The 20,966-nt window shown below is 34.5% G+C and carries 13 protein-coding genes and 5 pseudogenes; 12 read left to right on the forward strand and 6 right to left on the reverse strand.

Annotated features, from left to right (window positions below; genetic code table 11):
- The 3 genes from BSU00_RS11210 to BSU00_RS11220 form a co-directional block, all read left to right on the forward strand.
- Window positions 1–316: GNAT family N-acetyltransferase (locus BSU00_RS11210; protein WP_146104850.1), on the forward strand; the 316-nt coding region annotated here is incomplete at its 5' end.
- The gene (mltG, locus tag BSU00_RS11215) at window positions 309–1,337 is read left to right on the forward strand and encodes an endolytic transglycosylase MltG (RefSeq protein WP_105004468.1); all 1,029 of its coding nucleotides are present in this window, start codon (window positions 309–311) and stop codon (window positions 1,335–1,337) included. The genes BSU00_RS11210 and mltG, both read left to right, overlap by 8 nt.
- A 190-nt stretch (window positions 1,338–1,527) precedes the next feature.
- Entirely contained in the window at window positions 1,528–2,115 is a 588-nt protein-coding gene (locus BSU00_RS11220; protein WP_199176793.1) for a peptidoglycan-binding protein LysM, read from the forward strand.
- Window positions 2,116–2,125: 10 nt separating this feature from the next.
- Here the strand turns inward: BSU00_RS11220 and BSU00_RS11225 are convergent, their stop codons facing one another.
- The 3 genes and pseudogenes from BSU00_RS11225 to dnaA all read right to left on the reverse strand — a co-directional run bounded on the left by BSU00_RS11225 (window position 2,126) and on the right by dnaA (window position 4,724).
- A complete protein-coding gene (locus tag BSU00_RS11225) occupies window positions 2,126–2,836 on the reverse strand; it encodes an SAM-dependent methyltransferase (protein ID WP_105004470.1) in 711 nt (236 codons plus the stop codon).
- Window positions 2,826–3,287: a low molecular weight protein-tyrosine-phosphatase gene (locus BSU00_RS11230; RefSeq protein ID WP_105004471.1), complete on the reverse strand. Its 462-nt coding sequence runs from the start codon at window positions 3,285–3,287 to the stop codon at window positions 2,826–2,828. Before BSU00_RS11230 ends, BSU00_RS11225 begins: the two co-directional genes overlap by 11 nt.
- A 13-nt stretch (window positions 3,288–3,300) precedes the next feature.
- Window positions 3,301–4,724, reverse strand: a pseudogene (dnaA, locus tag BSU00_RS11235) (chromosomal replication initiator protein DnaA).
- Window positions 4,725–4,886: 162 nt separating this feature from the next.
- Here dnaA and BSU00_RS11240 point away from each other — a divergent pair.
- The 7 genes and pseudogenes from BSU00_RS11240 to BSU00_RS11265 all read left to right on the forward strand — a co-directional run bounded on the left by BSU00_RS11240 (window position 4,887) and on the right by BSU00_RS11265 (window position 11,743).
- On the forward strand, window positions 4,887–5,297 hold the full coding sequence (locus BSU00_RS11240) for a thioesterase family protein (RefSeq protein WP_105004472.1): 411 nt from the start codon (window positions 4,887–4,889) through the stop codon (window positions 5,295–5,297).
- 4 nt (window positions 5,298–5,301) lie between these two features.
- Window positions 5,302–5,873, forward strand: a pseudogene (locus BSU00_RS11245) (cob(I)yrinic acid a,c-diamide adenosyltransferase).
- Between the two features lie 95 nt (window positions 5,874–5,968).
- Window positions 5,969–6,190: a DUF2795 domain-containing protein gene (locus BSU00_RS11250; RefSeq protein WP_047789198.1), complete on the forward strand. Its 222-nt coding sequence runs from the start codon at window positions 5,969–5,971 to the stop codon at window positions 6,188–6,190.
- A 124-nt stretch (window positions 6,191–6,314) separates the two neighbouring features.
- Window positions 6,315–9,664: pseudogene (gene secA, locus BSU00_RS11255) on the forward strand (preprotein translocase subunit SecA).
- Window positions 9,665–9,848: 184 nt separating this feature from the next.
- Window positions 9,849–10,727: a UDP-2,3-diacylglucosamine diphosphatase gene (locus BSU00_RS11260; protein WP_105004473.1), complete on the forward strand. Its 879-nt coding sequence runs from the start codon at window positions 9,849–9,851 to the stop codon at window positions 10,725–10,727.
- Window positions 10,728–10,730: 3 nt separating this feature from the next.
- Complete coding sequence (locus tag BSU00_RS14085; protein WP_369820326.1) at window positions 10,731–10,955, forward strand: glycosyltransferase family protein; 225 nt, start codon at window positions 10,731–10,733, stop codon at window positions 10,953–10,955.
- Window positions 10,934–11,743 (forward strand): glycosyltransferase family protein, encoded by an 810-nt coding sequence (locus BSU00_RS11265; RefSeq protein ID WP_369820327.1) that lies wholly within the window; start codon window positions 10,934–10,936, stop codon window positions 11,741–11,743. The genes BSU00_RS14085 and BSU00_RS11265 overlap by 22 nt, the downstream gene beginning before the upstream one ends.
- Here the strand turns inward: BSU00_RS11265 and ung are convergent.
- On the reverse strand, window positions 11,730–12,395 hold the full coding sequence (gene ung / locus BSU00_RS11270) for a uracil-DNA glycosylase (RefSeq protein WP_105004474.1): 666 nt from the start codon (window positions 12,393–12,395) through the stop codon (window positions 11,730–11,732). The two genes, BSU00_RS11265 and ung, sit on opposite strands and share 14 nt — an antisense overlap.
- A gap of 77 nt (window positions 12,396–12,472) precedes the next feature.
- On the opposite strand from ung, the pseudogene BSU00_RS11275 reads away from it, so the two are divergent.
- Window positions 12,473–14,679 (forward strand): annotated as a pseudogene (locus tag BSU00_RS11275) (DNA mismatch repair protein MutS).
- 27 nt (window positions 14,680–14,706) lie between these two features.
- On the opposite strand, the gene BSU00_RS11280 reads toward BSU00_RS11275, so the two are convergent.
- Together BSU00_RS11280 and BSU00_RS11285 are read right to left on the reverse strand one after the other, a co-directional pair.
- The gene (locus BSU00_RS11280; protein WP_233188719.1) at window positions 14,707–17,850 is read right to left on the reverse strand and encodes a T9SS type A sorting domain-containing protein; all 3,144 of its coding nucleotides are present in this window, start codon (window positions 17,848–17,850) and stop codon (window positions 14,707–14,709) included.
- Window positions 17,851–18,644: 794 nt separating this feature from the next.
- Window positions 18,645–19,941: pseudogene (locus tag BSU00_RS11285) on the reverse strand (MFS transporter).
- Between the two features lie 175 nt (window positions 19,942–20,116).
- Between BSU00_RS11285 and BSU00_RS11290 the strand changes: the two are divergent.
- Window positions 20,117–20,956 (forward strand): alpha/beta fold hydrolase, encoded by an 840-nt coding sequence (locus tag BSU00_RS11290; protein ID WP_105004475.1) that lies wholly within the window; start codon window positions 20,117–20,119, stop codon window positions 20,954–20,956.
- Window positions 20,957–20,966 lie beyond the last annotated feature (10 nt).

Below are 20,966 nucleotides of genomic sequence, written 5' to 3' on the forward strand. Positions count from 1 at the left end.
AAAACTGAAAACTCCCGCCCATATGATAGATTTATTTGATTTTTCACCGAAACACAAAAGAGCTGGTATCGGTATTTTAATTACACCAGAATACCAAGGAAAAGGTTTTGCTTCTGAAGCATTAGACCTTTTAATACCCTATAGCTTTGAGCACCTAGACCTGCATCAATTATACGCTAACGTATCTGCTGATAATACTGCAAGTTTATCCTTATTTAAAAAAAAGAATTTCCTTCCAATTGGTATAAAAAAAGATTGGATATTTTCAAAAGGAATATTTAAAGACGAAATTTTATTCCAACTAATACATGCGTAAAAAAATAATTTTTGGAAGTATACTTACCTTAGTTGGTATTGCAGTGATAATTGGCTTTTCCTATTATCAAAAAGTATTTGGAAAAGCAGTTGCACAAAACGGAAGCATTTACATACGTTCATCTGCTTCAATAGAAGAGGTTGGAGCCATACTGCAACCTTATCTAAAAAGTAAAAAAGACTTCGTTTGGGTCGCTAAAAGAAAGAAATTTTTAAAACCTAAAGCAGGAAAATACACACTGCAAAAAGGAATGAATTTGAATGATCTAGTAAACAAATTACGAAGCGGCAATCAAACTCCCATAAAGTTATCTTTTAACAATCAAGATACTTTAGAAAAATTAGCACAGAGAATTGCGACGCAAATAGAAGCAGATTCTAGTGCCATTTTCAAGGTAATGACCGACAGTACATTTTTAGTATCGAATGGTTTTACCAGCAAAAGTGCCTTAGGAATGTATATCCCGAATAGCTATGAGGTATATTGGACCATAACTCCAGAAAAGCTTCGTAAAAAAATGCTTTTTGAATACCGTCGATTTTGGAACCAAGACAGAATTGAAAAAGCAAAAAAATTACAGTTAAATAAACAGGAGGTCATTACCTTAGCTTCTATCGTGCAAAAAGAGACTGCTAAAAGAGAAGAACGACCAATAGTAGCAGGCTTGTATATCAACAGACTGCAAAGAGGTATTCCTTTACAAGCAGATCCTACTATTATTTATTGTGTAAAAGAACAAAAAGGACAAGATTTTATAGTAAAAAGGGTGTTAAATAAAGACCTTGAAATACAATCTCCCTATAATACCTATCAGCACCGAGGGCTTCCGCCTACTTTAATTGGCATGCCCGATATTTCCTCTATTGATGCAGTGCTTAATTATAAAAAGCATAAGTATTTATATATGTGTGCCAGTGTTACTAAAATAGGGTACCATGAATTTGCCAAAACTTTAAGCCAACACAATAAAAATTCCGCAAAATACCACCGATGGATAAATTCCCAAGGAATTAATCGATAATTTTTTCTGCAACAATAATCTAAAATTGTTGACATTCTTTTAAAAAAGAACATAAAATACTACTATATAAACAAATATTTAAGTGATTTTAAGGTATTTTAACAAATCTAAAAACAGCTCAAATATCTGATTATTAGGTAATTAAATATTATTTTATACCTTTGTATCGCGTAACAGAAAGAAATACACTATCAAAAAATTAATATTTGTATTTGTTGGGTTCATATTACTAACTAGTTTTACCAACGATTCATCCGTTAATAAAAAGGATATTCCCCAACCAATCAATAAGGAGTACCACAGTAACAACTTCAACTTTCCTTTTTTACAAAAAGATTTTACTGGTTTTAAAGAGGCACTTGGTTTTAAAGAATCTCAAGGTAGATATACTGTAGTGAGTTCTCTTGGGTATTTAGGAAAATACCAATTTGGAAGAACTACACTAGAGAGATTCCACATATTTAATACTACTGCTTTTTTAAACAATCCAGAATTACAAGAAAAAGCTTTTCTTGCCTTGTGTAAGGTAAACAAATGGATTTTACGAAAAGATATTCAAAGAAGTGTGGGTAAAAAAATACATGGCATTACTATTACAGAATCTGGTATTTTAGCAGCCGCACATTTAAGTGGCGCAGGGAATGTAAAAAAGTTTTTACGCTCTGGAGGTAGTTTTACCTTTAACGATGCATTTGGAACTTCTATTAGAGATTACATGAAAAAGTTTGGAGGGTATGATGTCTCGGTAATCAAACCCGAGAGGAACGCAAAAGTTTAAATTATAATCTTTAGACGCATGCGTGCAGTATAAAAATCGTTGGTCTTTTATGCAGGTCTACCTTTTCATTTTTCCACTCTCTAGCAGTTAAGGTTCTTATATATTCCGTGGGGAGGGTTATGTCACAAGCGATACAAATTCTAGTTTGTGGAGCTAAAACAGTTATTAAATCCGCTAGCATCTTATCATTTCTGTATGGTGTTTCGATGAAAATTTGTGATTGGTTTTTTATTCGAGAAATCTTTTCAAGTTCTTTGACAGCCTTCTTTCGTTCCATCTTATCAATAGGTAAATACCCATTAAATACAAAATTTTGGCCATTCATACCGGATGCCATCATTGCTAATAAAATAGAACTAGGACCTACTAAAGGCACTACCTGAATGGCTTTCCGATGTGCTAATTCCACTATTGCTGCACCAGGATCTGCGATTGCTGGAACCCCTGCATCAGAGAGTAAACCAACAGAAATTCCTTCTGAACAACTATTTAGGTAATTTTGTATTTCTAGATTATCTGAATACTTATCTAAAGTCTTTATTACCAAGGAACCTTGTGCTTTTGTAGGAGTAATTTTTTTTATAAATCTTCTAGCCTGTTTTTCGTTTTCTACTATAAAAAAATCGATGTTCTCTACAACTTTTTTTACAGAAATAGGCATGACTTCTAACGGTTCAGTATCTCCTAGAGTAGTCGGAATTAAATATAATTTACCTTTCATTATTTCTATATTTTTCAGCTATTATACTACATGCACTATCCAGTAAAGAATATACATATTCAAACCTTTGTTCACCACCATAATAGGGATCTGGAACATTTTTATCGGTAAGTGCTACATCGTCTAAAATCATTTTTACTTTTGACGCCTCCTCTAAGTTTCTAGACAAGGCTATTAAATCGTCATAATTATTCGAATCCATTGCAAAAATAACATCAAAATTGGTAAAATCAGATAGAGAAAATTTTCTAGACCTTTGATCGGATATATCAATTCCATTTTTCTTTGCAACTGCTATAGATCTTGTATCGGGTTGTTTACCCTGATGCCAACCAGCAGTTCCTGCAGAATCAATCTGGTAAAGTTTGTTACTAAGTTTCGATTTTAAAATACCTTCGGCCAAAGGAGACCTACAAATATTCCCCAAACAAACCATAAGTATTTTTGTCATTCGGTACTTTATTTTAAAGGGATAACTTTTTGGTCAAGTCTTCCACGTATTTTTTAAATTGCTTGTCTGTTTCAGTGAGATTATCAACGGTTTTGCAAGCGTGCAATACAGTTGCATGATCTCTTTTTCCAATTTGACTGCCAATACTTGCTAAAGAGGATTTTGTCATGCGTTTGGAAAAGTACATTGCCAATTGTCTGGCTTGCACGATATGACGTTTTCTGGTTTTAGATTGCAGTGTTGCTACATCCATATCAAAATACTTGGAAACTACCTTTTGAATATAGTCAATAGAAAGTTCTTTCTTTGTGCTCTTCACAAACTTATCCACTATTTGCTTTGCTAATTCAATAGTGAACTCTCTTCTATTAAAGGAAGCTTGAGCAATCATAGAGATAAGAACTCCCTCTAGTTCTCGAACATTACATTTTATATTTTTAGCAATGTATTCCACAATCTCTTCTGGCATTTCAACACCGTCCCGATAAAGTTTATTTTGTAGTATGGAAATTCTAGTTTCATAATCTGGTGCTTGTAATTCCGCAGACAAGCCCCATTTAAATCTCGAGAGTAAACGCTGTTCAATATCTTGCATATCAACAGGGGCTTTATCTGAAGTTAATATGACCTGTTTCCCGTTTTGATGCAAATGATTAAAAATATGAAAGAACACATCTTGTGTACCTGCTTTCCCGGATAAAAACTGTACGTCATCAATTAGTAAAACATCAATCATTTGGTAAAAATGAATAAAATCATTTCTAGTATTTGATTTTACAGAATCGATGAATTGTTGGGTAAACTTTTCCGAAGAAATATACAATACTGTTTTGTCTGGATATTTGTCTTTTATTTCAACCCCAATAGCATGAGTTAAATGCGTTTTTCCCAATCCAACACCACCGTATATTAACAATGGATTGAAAGAGGTTCCTCCTGGCTTATTTGCCACCGCCATCCCAGCAGATCTTGCCAACCTATTGGAGTCTCCTTCCACAAAATTCGCAAAGTTATAATTTGGGTTCAACTGCGACTCTATTTTAACTTTTTGCAATCCTGGAATAACAAATGGATTTTTAAGTTCTCTTTTAGACTCTATAGGAACAGTTACTTTCTGGGGTTTTAAAGGATTTCTATTAGAACTTGGTATTTTAACCGTCTGTGGACTATTACTACTGTAAGTGTTTTCCATTTTAACATCGTACACTAACTTTGCCTCATTTCCCAATTGTCGTACTAAGCAACACGCAACAATTTTATATAGTGCTCTTCCAGCCATTCATAAAAAAACTTACTAGGAACCTGAATCGTTAAAGCGTCTCCTGAAAGCTTTATAGGGGTGATGGGCTCAAACCATGTTTTGTATGCCTGTGGTTTTATGTTGTCTCCTATAAAGGCCAAACATTCCTCCCAAACTGAATCAGCTGTTTTAGTCATATTGGTTAAAAAATTTTTTAGGTTAATTGCTAAAGAATTTAAGGGGGTATTGTACTTGTAAATTCGATATAACAAAAGTGTGAATAAAAAACAGTATAAAAAAACCTAATTGCTATTGATTATTAGTTTTTTTACGTAAGATTAGCTAAAATATTTTTTCTTTTGTTAGAACAAAAAACACAAGTCCGAATACGTTATGCGGAAACCGATCAAATGGGGGTTGTTTACCATGGAAACTACGCACAATTTTTTGAAATTGGACGAACGGAATGGCTCAGATCGTTTGACACTACCTATAAAGTGATGGAAGAAAATGGCATTATGCTGCCAGTAATAAGTTTACAGTGTGATTTTAAAAAATCCGCTTATTATGACGATGTTTTAGAAATTAAAACATCCCTAAAAAAAGTCCCCGGTGTAAAAATTGAATTCGAACACACGATTTACAATCAAAACAATCAAATTATTTGTACCGGAAATACCGTTTTGGTTTTTATCGATACAAAAACCAGAAAACCTACCCGATGTCCGAATTTTATTTTAGAGAAAATAATGAATAGACAATTGAATTAAAAACATGAAAATATATACAAAAACAGGAGACAAAGGAACGACAGCTTTGTTTGGTGGCACCAGAGTACATAAACATCATTTACGTATTGAATGCTATGGAACGGTAGATGAACTCAATTCACATATTGGCCTTATAAGAGATCAAAAAATTAGTGCAAATAGCAAAAAGGAACTTCTCAGGATCCAACATGAACTATTTACTTTAGGTGCGATGTTGCTACACCGCCCGAGAAAGAAACACTTAAAAGTGGAAAAGAAAGACTTAACATTCCAAAAATAAATGACGATTCCATAGTTTTTCTAGAGGAAATGATTGATAAGATGAATGAAAATCTGCCACAGATGACCCATTTTATTCTACCAGGAGGACATTCTTCTGTGTCATATTGTCATATCGCAAGGTGTGTTTGTAGAAGAGCAGAGCGATTATGTGTTGCCTTAGAGGAGCAAGAGTCAATAAACCATGCCATTTTACGCTACCTAAACCGACTTTCTGACTATCTTTTTGTATTGGCACGAAAATTGTCTTTAGACTTAAAGGTAGAAGAAACTAAATGGATTCCTGAAAAACTGTGAACCTGAGATTTTAAACAGAACAGATTTTTGCAAAAAAACTTGTTTTTTAATAAAAAAAAATTATTTTTGCGAAAAATCAAAAAAACGACAAAGAAATGTATTGGACACTAGAACTAGCATCCTACTTAGCAGATGCCCCATGGCCAGCGACAAAAGACGAACTTATTGACTATGCAATACGTACTGGAGCGCCTTTGGAAGTAGTTGAAAACTTACAAGACATTGAAGACGAAGGAGAGGCATATGATTCTATAATTGAAATCTGGCCAGACTATCCTACAGAGGAAGATTACCTTTGGAATGAAGACGAATATTAAAAAAATAACTGTGAAAAAGTCTCTGCATAGAGACTTTTTTTTTGCTTACTTTTAAGCGCTATCATATATCACACGAAACACACTGATTATCAATATGTAATCAGCGTAATAAAATATTATCACAATGAGTATCTTAAATTCGATTATTAAAATGTTTGTTGGAGACAAACAACAAAAAGACTTAAAATCTCTACAACCCATAGTAGATAAAGTAAAATCATTTGAAAATACTTTAAGTAATTTATCTAACGATGCACTTAGAGAAAAAACTATCGAATTTAAAGCAAAAATTGCTGACGCCACAAGGCCGTTCCAAGAAAAAATCACCCTTTTAGAGGAAGAGGTTGTTACGGCAGATATCGACAGACAAGAAGAAATCTACAATGAGATTGATTCGTTAAAAGATGCTTCCTACGAAGCTTCAGAAAAAGTTTTGGAAGCAATAATGCCAGAGGCTTTTGGCGTAATAAAAGAAACTGCAAAACGTTTTACCAATAGCGAGACAATTGAAGTAACTGCTTCTGCATTTGACCGGGAATTATCGGGAAGTAAAGAGCATATCACCCTAAAAGACGACAAAGCATTTTGGGCAAACTCTTGGGACGCTGCAGGAAAAGCTGTGGTATGGGATATGATCCATTACGATGTGCAATTAATTGGTGGTTCTGTATTACACCAGGGTAAAATTGCTGAAATGATGACGGGAGAAGGAAAAACCCTAGTATCTACCTGCCTGTGTATCTTAATGCACTTACTGGAAACGGAGTACATGTCGTTACCGTTAACGACTACTTGGCTAAGAGAGATAGAGCATGGATGGCTCCGATATTCGAATTTCATGGATTAAGTACAGATTGTATTGATTTCCACCAACCAAACTCCGAACAACGAAGAAAAGCGTATCTGGCGGATATCACCTATGGAACCAACAATGAATTTGGATTTGACTATTTGCGTGATAATATGGCCAATTCCAAAAAAGATTTAGTGCAAAGAGCTCCTAATTATGCCATTATTGATGAGGTAGATTCTGTGCTAATTGACGATGCTAGAACACCATTAATAATCTCGGGAGCAGTACCACAGGGAGACAGACACGAATTTAACGAATTAAAACCATTAGTAGCAGACATCGTATCGCTACAGAACAAATATTTAGTTGGAGTTTTAGCGGAAGCAAAAAAACTAATCAAAGAAGGAAACACAAAAGACGGAGGTTTTTTATTACTTCGGGTAGCCAGAGGGTTACCAAAAAACAAAGCATTAATTAAATTTTTATCGCAGGAAGGTGTTAAACAAGTTTTGCAAAAGACAGAAAATTTCTACATGCAAGACAACAACAAATTAATGCCGGAAGTAGATGCGGAATTATGGTTTACTATTGAAGAAAAAAACAATCAGATTGATTTAACTGATAAGGGAATACACCACCTTTCGGAGGTTACTAAAAACGATACGTTTTTTGTGCTTCCGGATATCAGTGTAAAGGTAGGTGAGATTGATGCTAGCGAGGGGACTGCAGAGGAAAAAGCAAACCTAAAAGAAGATTTATATCGAGACTTCAGCGTAAAAAGTGAACGCATTCATACCATGAACCAATTGTTAAAAGCCTACACGGTCTTTGAAAAAGATGTAGAATACGTGGTTATGGAAAATAAAGTAATGATTGTAGACGAACAGACAGGTCGTATTATGGACGGTCGTCGTTATTCAGACGGACTGCACCAAGCCATTGAAGCAAAAGAAAACGTAAAAATTGAAGACGCCACACAAACTTTTGCAACGGTAACACTACAAAACTATTTTAGAATGTACCGCAAGTTAAGTGGAATGACGGGAACAGCAATTACAGAAGCTGGAGAATTCTGGGAAATTTACAAACTAGATGTAGTTGAAATTCCAACGAACAAACCAATAGCAAGAGACGATAAACAAGATCTAGTGTATAAAACAACACGAGAAAAATACAATGCTGTTATTGAAGATATCGTGCAATTGGTAAAACAAGGTAGACCTGTGTTGGTTGGTACGACTTCTGTAGAAATCTCTGAATTATTAGGGCGAACGCTAAACATGCGTAAAATTGAGCATAATATTTTGAATGCAAAACTCCACAAAAGAGAGGCAGATGTTGTTGCCGAGGCAGGAAAACCAGGTCAGGTAACCATCGCAACAAACATGGCAGGACGTGGAACAGACATTAAACTTTCTGAGGAAGTAAAAGCTGCCGGAGGACTTGCAATAATAGGTACAGAACGTCATGATTCTCGAAGAGTAGATAGGCAGTTACGAGGTCGTGCTGGTCGTCAGGGAGATGTTGGTTCTTCACAATTTTATGTTGCACTAGATGACAATTTGATGCGTTTATTTGGATCGGAACGCATTGCGAAAATGATGGATAGAATGGGCTTAAAAGAAGGGGAAGTTATCCAACATTCCATGATTTCTAAATCTATCGAGCGCGCACAGAAAAAAGTAGAAGAAAATAACTTTGGTATACGTAAAAGACTATTAGAATACGACGATGTGATGAACGCACAAAGAGAGTTTGTATACAAAAGAAGAAGACATGCTTTAGATGGTAAGCGTTTACAAATAGATATCGCAAATATGATTTACGATACCTGCGATTCTATCGTAAAAGAAAATAAACCAACGAAGAATTTCCAAAACTTTGAATTTGAGCTTATTCGTTTTTCTTCTATGACCTCTCCATTTTCAGAGGAAGAATTTTTAAGTTTAGCAGAGGAAGAACTTACGGACAAGTTATACAAAATTGTAACAGAAAATTACAAAAACGATACCGAAAGAAATGCAAGCCAAGCATTTCCAGTGATAAAAAATGTTTTTGAACATGAAGGAGATCGCTACGAAAGAATAGTAGTCCCATTTACCGATGGCAGTAAAACACTGCAAGTCGTAACCAATTTAAAAGAGGCATACGAATCGGAGGGAAAATCTTTGGTGAATGATTTTGAAAAGAACATCACTTTGGCTATTATTGATGAAAACTGGAAAGATCATCTCCGTAAAATGGATGAATTAAAACAAACCGTTCACAATGCTTCTTACGAACAGAAAGATCCTTTATTGGTATATAAATTTGAAGCTTTTGAACTATTTCAACAAGCAATCGACAAAATTAATAAAGAGGTACTATCCTTCTTATTCAAAGGAAAACTTCCAAGTCAAGACGAATCACAAATCTCAGAAGCGAAAGAACAAAAACGAGAAAAGGTTAGTCTGCAAAAAGAGGAAGTTCAAAATTCTAGCCAGCAGGCAATACAAAATTCACGCCAACACCAAACGCAAGAGCAGCAGGTTGTAGAAACCGTTGTAAGAGACCAACCAAAAATTGGACGAAATGAGCGTGTTACTATAAAAAATATAGTTTCTGGTGAAGAAAAAGAACTTAAATACAAGCAGGCAATCCCACTTATAGAAAGTGGCAGTTGGGTGCTTTACAACAAATAAATTACATAGCTATAAACGTAAAAACTCGGTAAAGACCGAGTTTTTACGTTTAGCTAACTTCTCCATTACATAAATATAAAGTTTTGGATAGCATGACTTTATATTGTATTTCCACTATGGTAACATTGGTAATTTAAATTTAGTAAAAACTTTTACTTAAAAATTAAAAGACCTATCGCAACTAATGGAAAAATTAACAAAGAGAAATATTGCTATTGCAGTTGTTTCAGACATTCATTTGGGAACCTTCGGCTGCAGAGCTATTGAACTGCACAACTACCTAAAAACCATTAATCCGGAAATCCTTATTCTGAATGGAGATATTATTGACATTTGGCAGTTCAATAAGAGATATTTCCCAAAACCGCACTGGAGAGTAATTCAACAAATAATGTTATTTATAACCCAAGGTACAAAGGTATTCTATATAACCGGGAATCACGATGAGAGTCTCCGCAAATTTAAAGGCTTAAACCTTGGTAATTTTGAAATTGTAAATAAAGTCATCTTAGATATTGATGGTAAAAAAGGATGGTTCTTTCATGGAGATGTCTTTGATATTACCATGCAGCACTCTAAATGGATTGCAAAACTTGGAGGAATAGGCTATGACGCTCTAATTATACTTAATACGGCATTTAACTGGATTAGTGAACGACTAGGAAAAGGGCGTTTATCTTTTTCTAAGAAAATAAAAAACAGTGTAAAAAGTGCTGTTAAATACATCGATAATTTTGAAAATACCGCTGCAGATATTGCTATAGAGGAAGGCTATGATTATGTAGTTTGTGGTCATATACATCAACCAGAAATTAAAACCTTAAAAAATACATCTGGAAGCACCCAATACTTAAATTCTGGAGATTGGATTGAAAATCTTACCGCCCTTGAATACCACAATAAAACATGGACACTCTACGAATATGAAAAAGATCCTGTCGTAAAAAAAATAGCGAAAAGTAATTCGGATAGAAAAGCTGACCAGGGTACTTCTACAAAAAATACCAGTGAACTTTTTGAAGAACTACTTCTAGAGTTTAATTTAAAGAAACCACTAAAATAAATTATGATGAAAATACTATATGCAATTCAAGGAACAGGAAACGGGCATACAAGTAGAGCAATCGAAATCTTACCGTATTTGCAACGAAAAGCAGCAGTAGATGTTCTAATAAGTGGGTACCAATGTGATCTATCCTTTCCATTTGAGGTAAAGTATAAAAAGTATGGTTTGAGCTTTATTTTCGGCAAAAAAGGAGGGGTGGATGTATGGAAAACTATAAAAAAATAAATTTAAAAAGACTACTACGTGAAATCCAGTCTCTAAATCTAAACGAATACGATTTGATTATCAATGACTTTGAACCTATAACCGCATGGGCAGCAAAATTAAGGAACATTCCTATTATTTCTCTAAGCCACCAAAATGCAGTGTTAGACGAAAATGCTCCAAGGTATGCTAGGTATAGCTTTGAACGGCTGATTTTACAATACTATGCTCCGGCAAATGTAAAATTTGGCTTTCACTTCAAAGCCTATTCGTCTGCCATATTTACACCTATTATACGTAAAGAATTACGGCATAAAAGTGTGACTAACAAAGGACATTATACCGTTTACCTTCCCTCCTACAGTGATAAAAAAATATGTAAAGTCCTATCTTTATTTCAGCATGTAAAATGGGAAGTATTTTCGAAACATAGTCAAAACTACCAATTCATAAACAACATCACTATACAACCTATTCACGGACAAGATTTCATCAAAAGCATTACCTCTGCGAGTGGTGTCTTGTGTGGTGCCGGTTTTGAGACCCCGGCAGAGGCCTTGTTTTTAAGAAAAAAATTACTAGTTATCCCAATGAAAAATCAGTATGAGCAGCAGTGCAATGCTATAAGTTTAAAAGAAATGGGGGTTACCGTTCTGAAAAAATTCAACACAAAACAATACCATGAAATTTCAAACTGGATTAAGTCGAAAAAAAGTATAGGGGTACACTATCCCGATAATACAGAAGATATCTTAGATGCAATAACGTTACCGTTTTATAACCGAAGTATACTAGCTACCATTGTATAATTGAAATCTTATTTTTGAGTAATAAAGCATTTGTTTTTGAAAAGTGAGAATTTCCGAACCAATACCCTCTATTTGCACTTAATGGGGATGGGTGTCCTGCATATAACAAATAATGCTTTTGTGCATCAATTTTAGCTGCCTTCTTTTTTGCAAAACCACCCCATAATAAGAATACAACGTTTTGTTTTTGCTCTGAAATTATAGAAATCACTGCATCTGTAAATTGCTCCCATCCCTGCTGCTGGTGACTACCAGCCTGTCCCTCTCTCACTGTTAATGTAGCATTTAGCATAAGAACACCTTGTGCACTCCAATAGGATAAATCTCCAGAATCTGGGATAGTTTTTTTTAGGTCTTGTTCTAATTCTTTAAAAATATTACGCAATGACGGGGGATGCTTTACGTCGTTAGGAACAGAAAAACAGAGTCCATTTGCCTGACCATGGCCATGGTAGGGATCTTGCCCTATTATGACAACCTTTACTGCAGCAAAACTACACAGATTAAAAGCTCTAAAAATAGAAGAAATTTCAGGATAACAAGTCGCACTTTTGTATTCTTGCTCTACAAATGTTAAAAGGGTATTAAAATAAGGCTTTTGCAACTCCTCTGACAACACATTTTTCCAACTATCCGATAAATTTAGTTCCATTGTTTCTTATTTTTGTAAACTGTTAAAAAGAGTACTTTTTAGCACAGTAATACGTTAATTTTAATCAAAAATAAACATTGAAAACGGTAATAGCGGATAAAACATTACAAGATTTAGAGTTTACTATTGTTTTAGAACAAGTGAGTGAATTTTGTATTTCCGGATTAGGTAAAGAAGCGGTTCTTGCAATTCGCCCTATTCCAAAAAAGAATACTCTTTTTTTGAATTGCATTTGGTAGATGAATACTTGAATTCTTTCGAAAATGAAAATAGGATTCCAAACCACGGATTTGACAATGTTTCAGAACACATAAAGCGTCTTGCTATTGAAAATAGTTTTTTAGAAACAGATGCTTTTTTAAAATTAGCAAGCACCACAGAAACCGTTAACGAATTACAGAAGTTTTTAAAAAAATTTAAGAAGTACTATCCTAATTTAAATACTTTAAGTACCGAAATTGAATATACTAGCTATGTTGCAGATGCTATTGTTAAAATTATTACTCCTTACGGAGAGGTAGCCAATAATGCCTCTGCTGCCTTAAAACAAATCCGAAAAGACATTCATAAAATTCGCGGAAAAATCTCAGAAAGTTTTTCTAAGGCGTTAAGCAATAGTGTAGCAAATGGTTATTTGGATGATATTAAAGAAACTATTGTTGATAATCAAAGAGTATTAGCAGTACTTGCAATGCACCGAAGAAAAGTACAAGGAAGTTTATTGGGTAGCTCAAAATCAGGAAGCATTGTTTATATCGCCCCACAAACTACCCTGACCTACAGTAGAGAACTTCAAAACCTTTTATATGAAGAGAAACAAGAAATCGTAAGAATTTTAAGGAGTTTATCTGCGGAGATTAGACCTTTTGTACCATTACTAGAAAAATATGTTTCCTTCCTCACCCATATAGATGTTGTCGCTGCAAAAGCGAAATATGCTTTGGAAATTAATGCAGTACTTCCTAAAATAAGTAGTGTAAAAAAAGTGTATTTTAAGAATGCCTACCATCCCATTTTATGGCGAAAAAATAAAGAACAGAAAATACATACAGTACCACAAACCATAGAACTTAATGAAAATCAACAAATTATAGTTATATCAGGACCAAACGCAGGTGGGAAAAGTATCACTTTAAAAACTATAGGTTTGTTGCAAGCAATGCTGCAAAGTGGATTGTTACTTCCCGTTCATGAACGAAGTGAAACCACCTTATTCTCTACTATTTTAACCGATATTGGAGACAATCAATCTATTGAAAATCAATTGAGTACCTATAGCTATCGCTTAAAAAACATGCGGTACTTTTTACGAAAGTGTAATGATACAACGCTTTTTTTAATCGATGAGTTTGGAACTGGTTCCGACCCTGAATTGGGAGGAGCTTTAGCAGAAATATTTTTAGAAGAGTTCTACGACAAAAAAGCATTTGGAATTATCACAACGCATTATGCAAATCTTAAAGTACTAGCTAATGAATTAGATAATGTTACCAATGCAAATATGCAGTTTGACGAAAGAACCTTAGAGCCCTTGTACAAACTTTTTATAGGTCAGGCTGGAAGTTCTTTCACCTTTGAAGTAGCACAAAAAAATGGTATTCCATTTAGTCTTATTAACCGAGCTAAAAAAAGAATTGAAACGGAAAAGGTTCGCTTGGATAAAACAATTTCCAAGCTGCAAAAAGAACGAAATAGACTGCAAAAAAAATCAGATTCTTTGGAAAAGCAAAAATCTAAAGGACAAGAACACATCGAAAACCTCCAATATAAAGAACAGAAGATTCGAGAAAAGCTTGAGGGCTTTCAGGATCTTTATGACAATAACCAGAGAATGTTAAGTCTTGGAAGATCTGTAAATGAATTCTTAAATAAATATTTTCAAACGAACAATAAAAAAGAATTATCTGCTAATTTCTTTAAATGGGCTGCTTCGGAAAAAACGAAATTTATCAAAAAGAATCCTCCTAAAAAGAAAAGTAAAACAGAAAAAAAACAACATGAAATTGCTACAAAAAAACAAAAAGAAGCAATCAAAAAAGTAGAAGAAGAAGTTTTACAAAAAGTTATTAAAGTTCGAGAAGAAAAGGAAATAGAGCAAGCCAAAATAGCAAAACATAGAGCAGCGTATGTCTTTAAAATTAACGACAGAGTACGTTTGTTAGATGGTAATGCCGTTGGAACTATAGAAAAGATTGAAAAGAAGAATGTGTTTATCAATTATGGCTTTTTTACAACGAAAGCTGCGATTGAAAAATTGGAGCTTGTAGAAAAAGCGAAAAAATAAAAAAAACACGAATGCTGCTCTATTTTTTTATTGTACTAATATTTTAACAAACCCTAAAACTTCCCCATTTTCTTTGCTTAGCTTTCCAAAATAGATACCTGGGATTAATTGCTCTTTCTGCAAGCGTATCGTATTCTCACCTTCCATTCCGTCATGGGAATATTCTTGTACCAATTTACCCAATTGGTCAAATACTTTTAATTGTATGTTATCCTGAGGATTTGGTAAATTAAATACTAGATTACTTTCCGAAACCATAGGATTTGGAAATAGAAGTAATCCATTCTTTTTTAAAGATAAATTATTGGTTCCCAAACTAGAGAGATTTAAAAACTGTAATTGCTCAAGTGTTAGTATTTTATCGGTTAGTTCTCCTCTTTCAGAGGTCATTGTAAATACGACTGTTATGATATCCTCTACTTGTAAATCATTGTAAAAACTAGAATTAAAATCCGAAAAAGGAATGGTGTAAGTTTGCATATCTTCGGTAAGTTTAACCTGAGTTACAAATTGATTTTCCCAAGTATCTATATTTTTTTTAATCAATCGTAGTTCTAGGTTTCCAGAACCTTTGGCGTCAAAACGAATACTATTGTAGCCGGAAAGATCGTAAGGTTGGTATCTCGGTGATAACGCTCTGTACAATGAAATGTATTCAGCAGTATTTGCGGTGAGTGTGACGTTTCTTTCGATTCCTAAAACATCGCTTGGAAAAAGGCTGGTATTTTGCGAAACCGAAAAACTAGAAACACTAGTGGAAATTGCTGCGTCATCATAACCCCATGGTCCGTCGGAAAGAAATAGATCGTCAGGGGTTTGCACTCCATCCCCTATGCGAAAACCAAAATCAAACAAGCTTCCAGTTTCTACTGTTACCTTATTTATATAGTTATTCAGTGATAGTGCCTGAGAAATATTAGATACAGAACTCGTCTCAGTAAGCCGTTTTCCTCCTTCTAATATTACGTTATCGGAACTATTGGTATTGACAATCTGGAGCTGCAATGCACCCTTTTCGTAAAATCCTTTTTTTACATATATTGGTGGTGGTGAAGAAAGTACGTATGCAGCTATCGGTTTTTGAACTGCTATCAAACGAAGAACTTCCTCCGATAAGAGAATTAAATCATCGATAGAGTTTGTCCAGATTTGAAAGTTATAAAATCCTTTATCGCTTTGGTATTTATCTAAATTCCAATGACTCTCTACCACCATAGCAGTAGTATCTTCATTATTACGAACAGAAAAACCTATGGCAAATTCTAAATTACCTTCGGCGTTTTTGAGTATCGTTCTTATAAAATTTTGCCCTTGAATTTCTATGGTAGCAACCGATAAGATTTCTGCACCGAGAAGCCTATCACAAATATATTTAGTGTGCTCGTATACACCAGAATCTGTTTCTAACGACAGAATAGATGCTACTGTTTTATTTTCTCGAATATAATCTACAGCGTATACAGCAGTAGCATTGGTAATTCCTATCAAATCCGAAGGAGACGATTCTACGGAATAATCTTCACCTAATGCAGCAATCGGAATAAAATCAGACAAACTGTAGGAAGTTTTTGAACGACCATAAGACATAGATTTTAATCGCTTTGGCATCTTTTTGAAATCAAACTTGTGATTGGTTCGTATACGCTGGTAATTTCTTCGGTTTATCACCTCCGATAGTCGATTATTACTCTCTACCCCTCCATCATCTCCTCCGCTTGTAGGTTCATCCATTTCAGGACAAGACGACACCCCAGAACAGACCGGATCGTCGCAATCTACTAATCCATCACTGTCATCATCTATACCATTGGTGCAATTCTCCTGTGGTACGGGAGCTGTAGGGCACCTGGCACCATCATTCAAATTACTAGATGGTCCAAATGCAAAGAAATTTGAAGCTATCGCATTAGATCCGGTTAGGTTTTGAACATTTTGAATCACATAAATAGTTCCGGATTGATTAGAAGAAACATAAAAGCGACCTTCTACGTCAAAATATACAGCACCATAGGTGTAGTTTAAACCGGATAAGGCAGGAACTTCTCCCAAACTCTCAACCACGGCGGTTTGCGGATTGATTCGATACAATATGTTGGTTCCTTTTTCGACCGTATACAACTGATTGTCTACTGCATTGAAGGCCCAATCGTGTATGTTGATCGATTGGGATAAGTTTTGGGATGCTAAAAACTGTGTATAGGAGTTAGAACCCGGGTCTAAATCAATTTTATAAAATGTATCTCCGCTTCCTTTGGAAAAATAAACGCCATCAGAATTAATTGCGCCTATATACCTATTGGCCGTTCCTAACTGACTTATGGTAAAAGAATCCGTTGCATAATCTTTACCAATGCGAATGATGGTTTTGGACGGACTTGTTACGGAAGCCCAAATATAACCATCCTTGGGATTGTAGGCTGCAGCATTCACATTAGTACCAATAAAATTTTCTGCAACCAGAACCGCATTTCCAGCAGCTAAATCAACTGCATAGATATCATCTGCTTGAAACAAATATGCATTGTAGTCACAATTGAATGGGGTACCGCTACTACTATCAGTGGTTAAACAAATTGGAACAGCGATTCTACTACTCTCTGTAGTTTGGTTTTGACTATCTGTTTCTCTGTTTGCTGCATAATAGATCACGCCATCTTCAATAATGGTTGTGCTTGCCAATTCGTTTCCTCCAGAAGCGGCATCGTACCAAATAAGCTGAGAAGCAGCAGAAACATTTACATCTGCCAAAGTAGAATTACTGGGGTAACATTGAGAATTTACGGAGCAATTGGTTGTGGTTTGCGAAACGGTAGATTCAAAAACCGCTGCATTGCTTGAATCTACTAAATTACAATAGCTAACATCGGGATATGGGAAATTTCCTCCCGCACGAAACTTTACGGTACCTGAAGAATTATTTATTACAATAATCTTTTTAATGTGTACCGCAGACATGACCATAAAATCTACTTGCCCTGTTCCATTGTTGGTAACGTGAAGCACATCTAAAGTTCCCCAGGAAGGAGAATAACTATAGGTACTTGTGCTATGCGAATTAACACTAATTTGATCTACGATAACACTGGTGTTAGAGTTAGTTGGTGGATTTGGTGTCACTTTAAGTAATATCGACTCTAATTCAATAGCATAAAGGCAAGTATTTACCTGCAAAAAAGCACACATTATAAAAAAAACCGGAAACAAAATTTATGTTGTAAAGTTTCTCGAAATAGATTCATTTTAAGAAGATTAAAATCTTCAGAAAAATATAAATTAGCTTGCCAATACGCGCACTAATTTCGGTGACACCAACTAAAGTATCGATAATTTATAGAGTAATAAAGATAAAAAAATTATGCTGCATAATTCAATGCCAATAGAAAAAGGGGATTCTGTAGGTAGCAATAAAGAGTTGTTTCAAAAATGATTCATCGTCGAGATAAAAGCTATATATAGGGCAAATTCCTCACTTATAAATGACTACAAGAAGGTGGTTAACAAGAATCAAACCCTATAATAGCATCCCCCCGCTTGCTAAATACTTTTCTCTTGAAACAATTAACCATATTGAACCTAAAATATTGTAAAAATACTTTAGTAAAAAAGCCGCAGATAGCATCGGATCTTAATGTTGTATGTAAAGAAATCTAAGGGAATAAATATCACAATTAAAAATACTATTTAATTGTTCATAGAAATTGAATAATCCACTTTAAATTCTATAAAAATGTGACGACAAAAAAACCTAAAAAAAATAGTACATTTCAATTATACGCAAAAACAAATTAATTTCAAAAAATAAGAATAGTATTTTGCAATTAAGATATTAAACGAGAATAATCCTTTCGAAAGAGCGAATACCAAACGCACACAACACAAAAGGTTGGGTAACTTTTAGTATGATCGCTTGCATATTACTCTGTCTAAAACTAATGGAATTATTAGCTTAAGCATATAGTTATCGTTTACCGCACGTGTTTTGTTTTCTTTAGCGTACTCAAAATAATAAAGGACGCTAAAAAGAAAATAGCCAAACACAATACACTCCATTGCATTGAGTTAGTTATGGCATATAGAAGTCCATACACAAAAGTACCAAGTACGATAGCTATTTTTTCGGTAACATCGTAAAAACTAAAATACGTAGCATGGTCTTCGGTATCTGGCAATAATTTGGAATAAGTAGAACGCGTTAAGGATTGAATGGCTCCTTGCACAAGACCAAGCATTCCTCCTAACCCATAAAAATATACCCCAACATATTCTTGATTTTTGTCTAATAAAAAGGCACAGAAACAAACGAGTGTCCAAATTCCTAAGGTAATTTTCAAAGCGAGAATATTCCCATATTTTTCAGACACCCTCGAAAATAATGAAGCCCCTACAATAGCTACCAATTGCACTACAAGGATAGTAACAATCAAATTTATCTCAGGCAACCCTAATTCCGAAGAACCAAAAATAGCAGCCATGAGAATAATAGTCTGAACTCCAATACTCAATAAAAAGAAAGACAATAAAAAACGCTTCAACACTGGGTAATTTTTTAATTCTTTAAGTACTATTTTTAATTCTTTAAAACCTTTCCATATATAATCCTTCTCGGGGTTTTTATTATAAATATCATCCGGCAAACGATAAAATGTAATCTGGGCAAAGCCCAACCACCACAAACCAACCATTACAAAGGATACTCTAGAGGCCATACCTGTAGATATCCCAAAAAGATCTGGCATTTGAATGAGAAGTAGGTTAATAATTAATAAAATTACTGAACCTACATACCCGTAGATAAAACCGATGGCTGATGCACGATCTTGTTGTTCTGGTTTTGCTACCTCTGGTAAATACGCATTGTAAAAAACCAAACTTGCCCAAAAACCAATACTTGCCAGAATTGTAAATAAAATTCCAATCCAAACCGAATCAACGTCTGTAAAAAAATAAAGACTCATTACGGAAAGAGAGCCCATCCAGCAGAAAAACTTCATAAACTTTTTTTTTACTCCCTGTATAATCTGCAATACCGGATAAAATTGGAGAAATAAAAGCAACAACCAAAAAAGAAAAAGATAGTGCATAACTGTACAAGCTATCTGGATGCTCCCAAGAAAAACCAAGGAAATTTACGGTTTTACCCTCTGTAATTGCACTGTAATACAGCGGAAAAATTGCTGTGCTAATGACTAATGAATACACCGAATTCGCCCAATCGTAAAAGGCCCAACCATGTATTAATTTTTTACTACCAATTCTATACATATAAAAGCAAAAAAGGTTCTAATTTTTGAATGATTTGCAATATACTATAAATAATAACTACCCAGTATTTATTTTACATAGATTGCGATAGTATACTTTTACATCACAGAAATATTGTATAAATTTTTTATGCCCGTAGCAGTGTAAAGTATATCTTTATAGGCAAAAACTTTTTATGGAATTTGTAAACAAACGAAAAAATAAAAAAAGTATAGAAATTCCCAAGCTACTTGTTATTTTCTCTAAAGTATTACAAAGTATTTCTCCAAAACTAGTGACTAAATTTGGAGCGCATCTATTCATGACTCCGGTAAGATTTCCTGCACCAAAAAGAGAGCAATTGTTGTACAAAAGTGCACAACAGAAAAAAATAACTATTGCTTCCATTTCCAAAGAGATTGAGGTATTAACCTATGGCTATTCCAAACGAAAGGTATTATTTGTTCATGGATGGGCAGGACGGAGTACACAGCTATTCATGACTGCAGATAAACTTTTGGAAAACGGTTTTATGATGGTTTCTTTTGATGGTCCTGCCCATGGTAATTCGAGCGGAAAAAAAACATCATTACCTGAATTTGTTACCACTATTCAAACTATAGAACAAGAATTTGGCCCTTTCGAAATTGTCATAGGACATTCTTTTGGAGGCTTATGCCTATTAAATGCAATAAACGAAGGACTAAAAACCAAAGGATTGGTTACCATAGGCACTCCTAACAAAATTTCTGATGTAATCACTAATTTTACGAGAAGTTTAGGACTAAAAGATACAATTGGCACTAAAATTAAAGCTAGATTCGATAACCAATGGCAAAAGGATATCGATACTCATTCTTCTTGTGAAGTAGCAAAACATATTCCGATTCCTACACTAGTGATTCACGATAGTTATGACGGTGATGTTTCTGTAAGTTCTGCTCTTGGGATACGTCAAAATCTGAAGAAAGGAGAGCTTTTATCACCAAAGAATTGGGACACACAAAAATTCTTCGTGATAAAAAGTAACCCTTAGAATCATGGAT

Origin of the sequence: Tenacibaculum sp. SG-28 (assembly GCF_002954385.1) — a bacterium.
Taxonomy (GTDB): domain Bacteria; phylum Bacteroidota; class Bacteroidia; order Flavobacteriales; family Flavobacteriaceae; genus Polaribacter.

Excerpts from the sequence above, each read along its gene's own strand:
- BSU00_RS11290 (WP_105004475.1), top strand. The coding sequence starts at position 20,117 with ATGGAATTTGTAAACAAACGAAAAAATAAAAAAAGTATAGAAATTCCC.
- mltG (WP_105004468.1), top strand. The coding sequence starts at position 309 with ATGCGTAAAAAAATAATTTTTGGAAGTATACTTACCTTAGTTGGTATT.
- ung (WP_105004474.1), bottom strand. The coding sequence starts at position 12,395 with ATGGAACTAAATTTATCGGATAGTTGGAAAAATGTGTTGTCAGAGGAG.
- BSU00_RS11225 (WP_105004470.1), bottom strand. The coding sequence starts at position 2,836 with ATGAAAGGTAAATTATATTTAATTCCGACTACTCTAGGAGATACTGAA.
- BSU00_RS14085 (WP_369820326.1), top strand. The coding sequence starts at position 10,731 with ATGATGAAAATACTATATGCAATTCAAGGAACAGGAAACGGGCATACA.
- BSU00_RS11260 (WP_105004473.1), top strand. The coding sequence starts at position 9,849 with ATGGAAAAATTAACAAAGAGAAATATTGCTATTGCAGTTGTTTCAGAC.
- BSU00_RS11250 (WP_047789198.1), top strand. The coding sequence starts at position 5,969 with ATGTATTGGACACTAGAACTAGCATCCTACTTAGCAGATGCCCCATGG.
- BSU00_RS11230 (WP_105004471.1), bottom strand. The coding sequence starts at position 3,287 with ATGACAAAAATACTTATGGTTTGTTTGGGGAATATTTGTAGGTCTCCT.
- BSU00_RS11265 (WP_369820327.1), top strand. The coding sequence starts at position 10,934 with ATGGAAAACTATAAAAAAATAAATTTAAAAAGACTACTACGTGAAATC.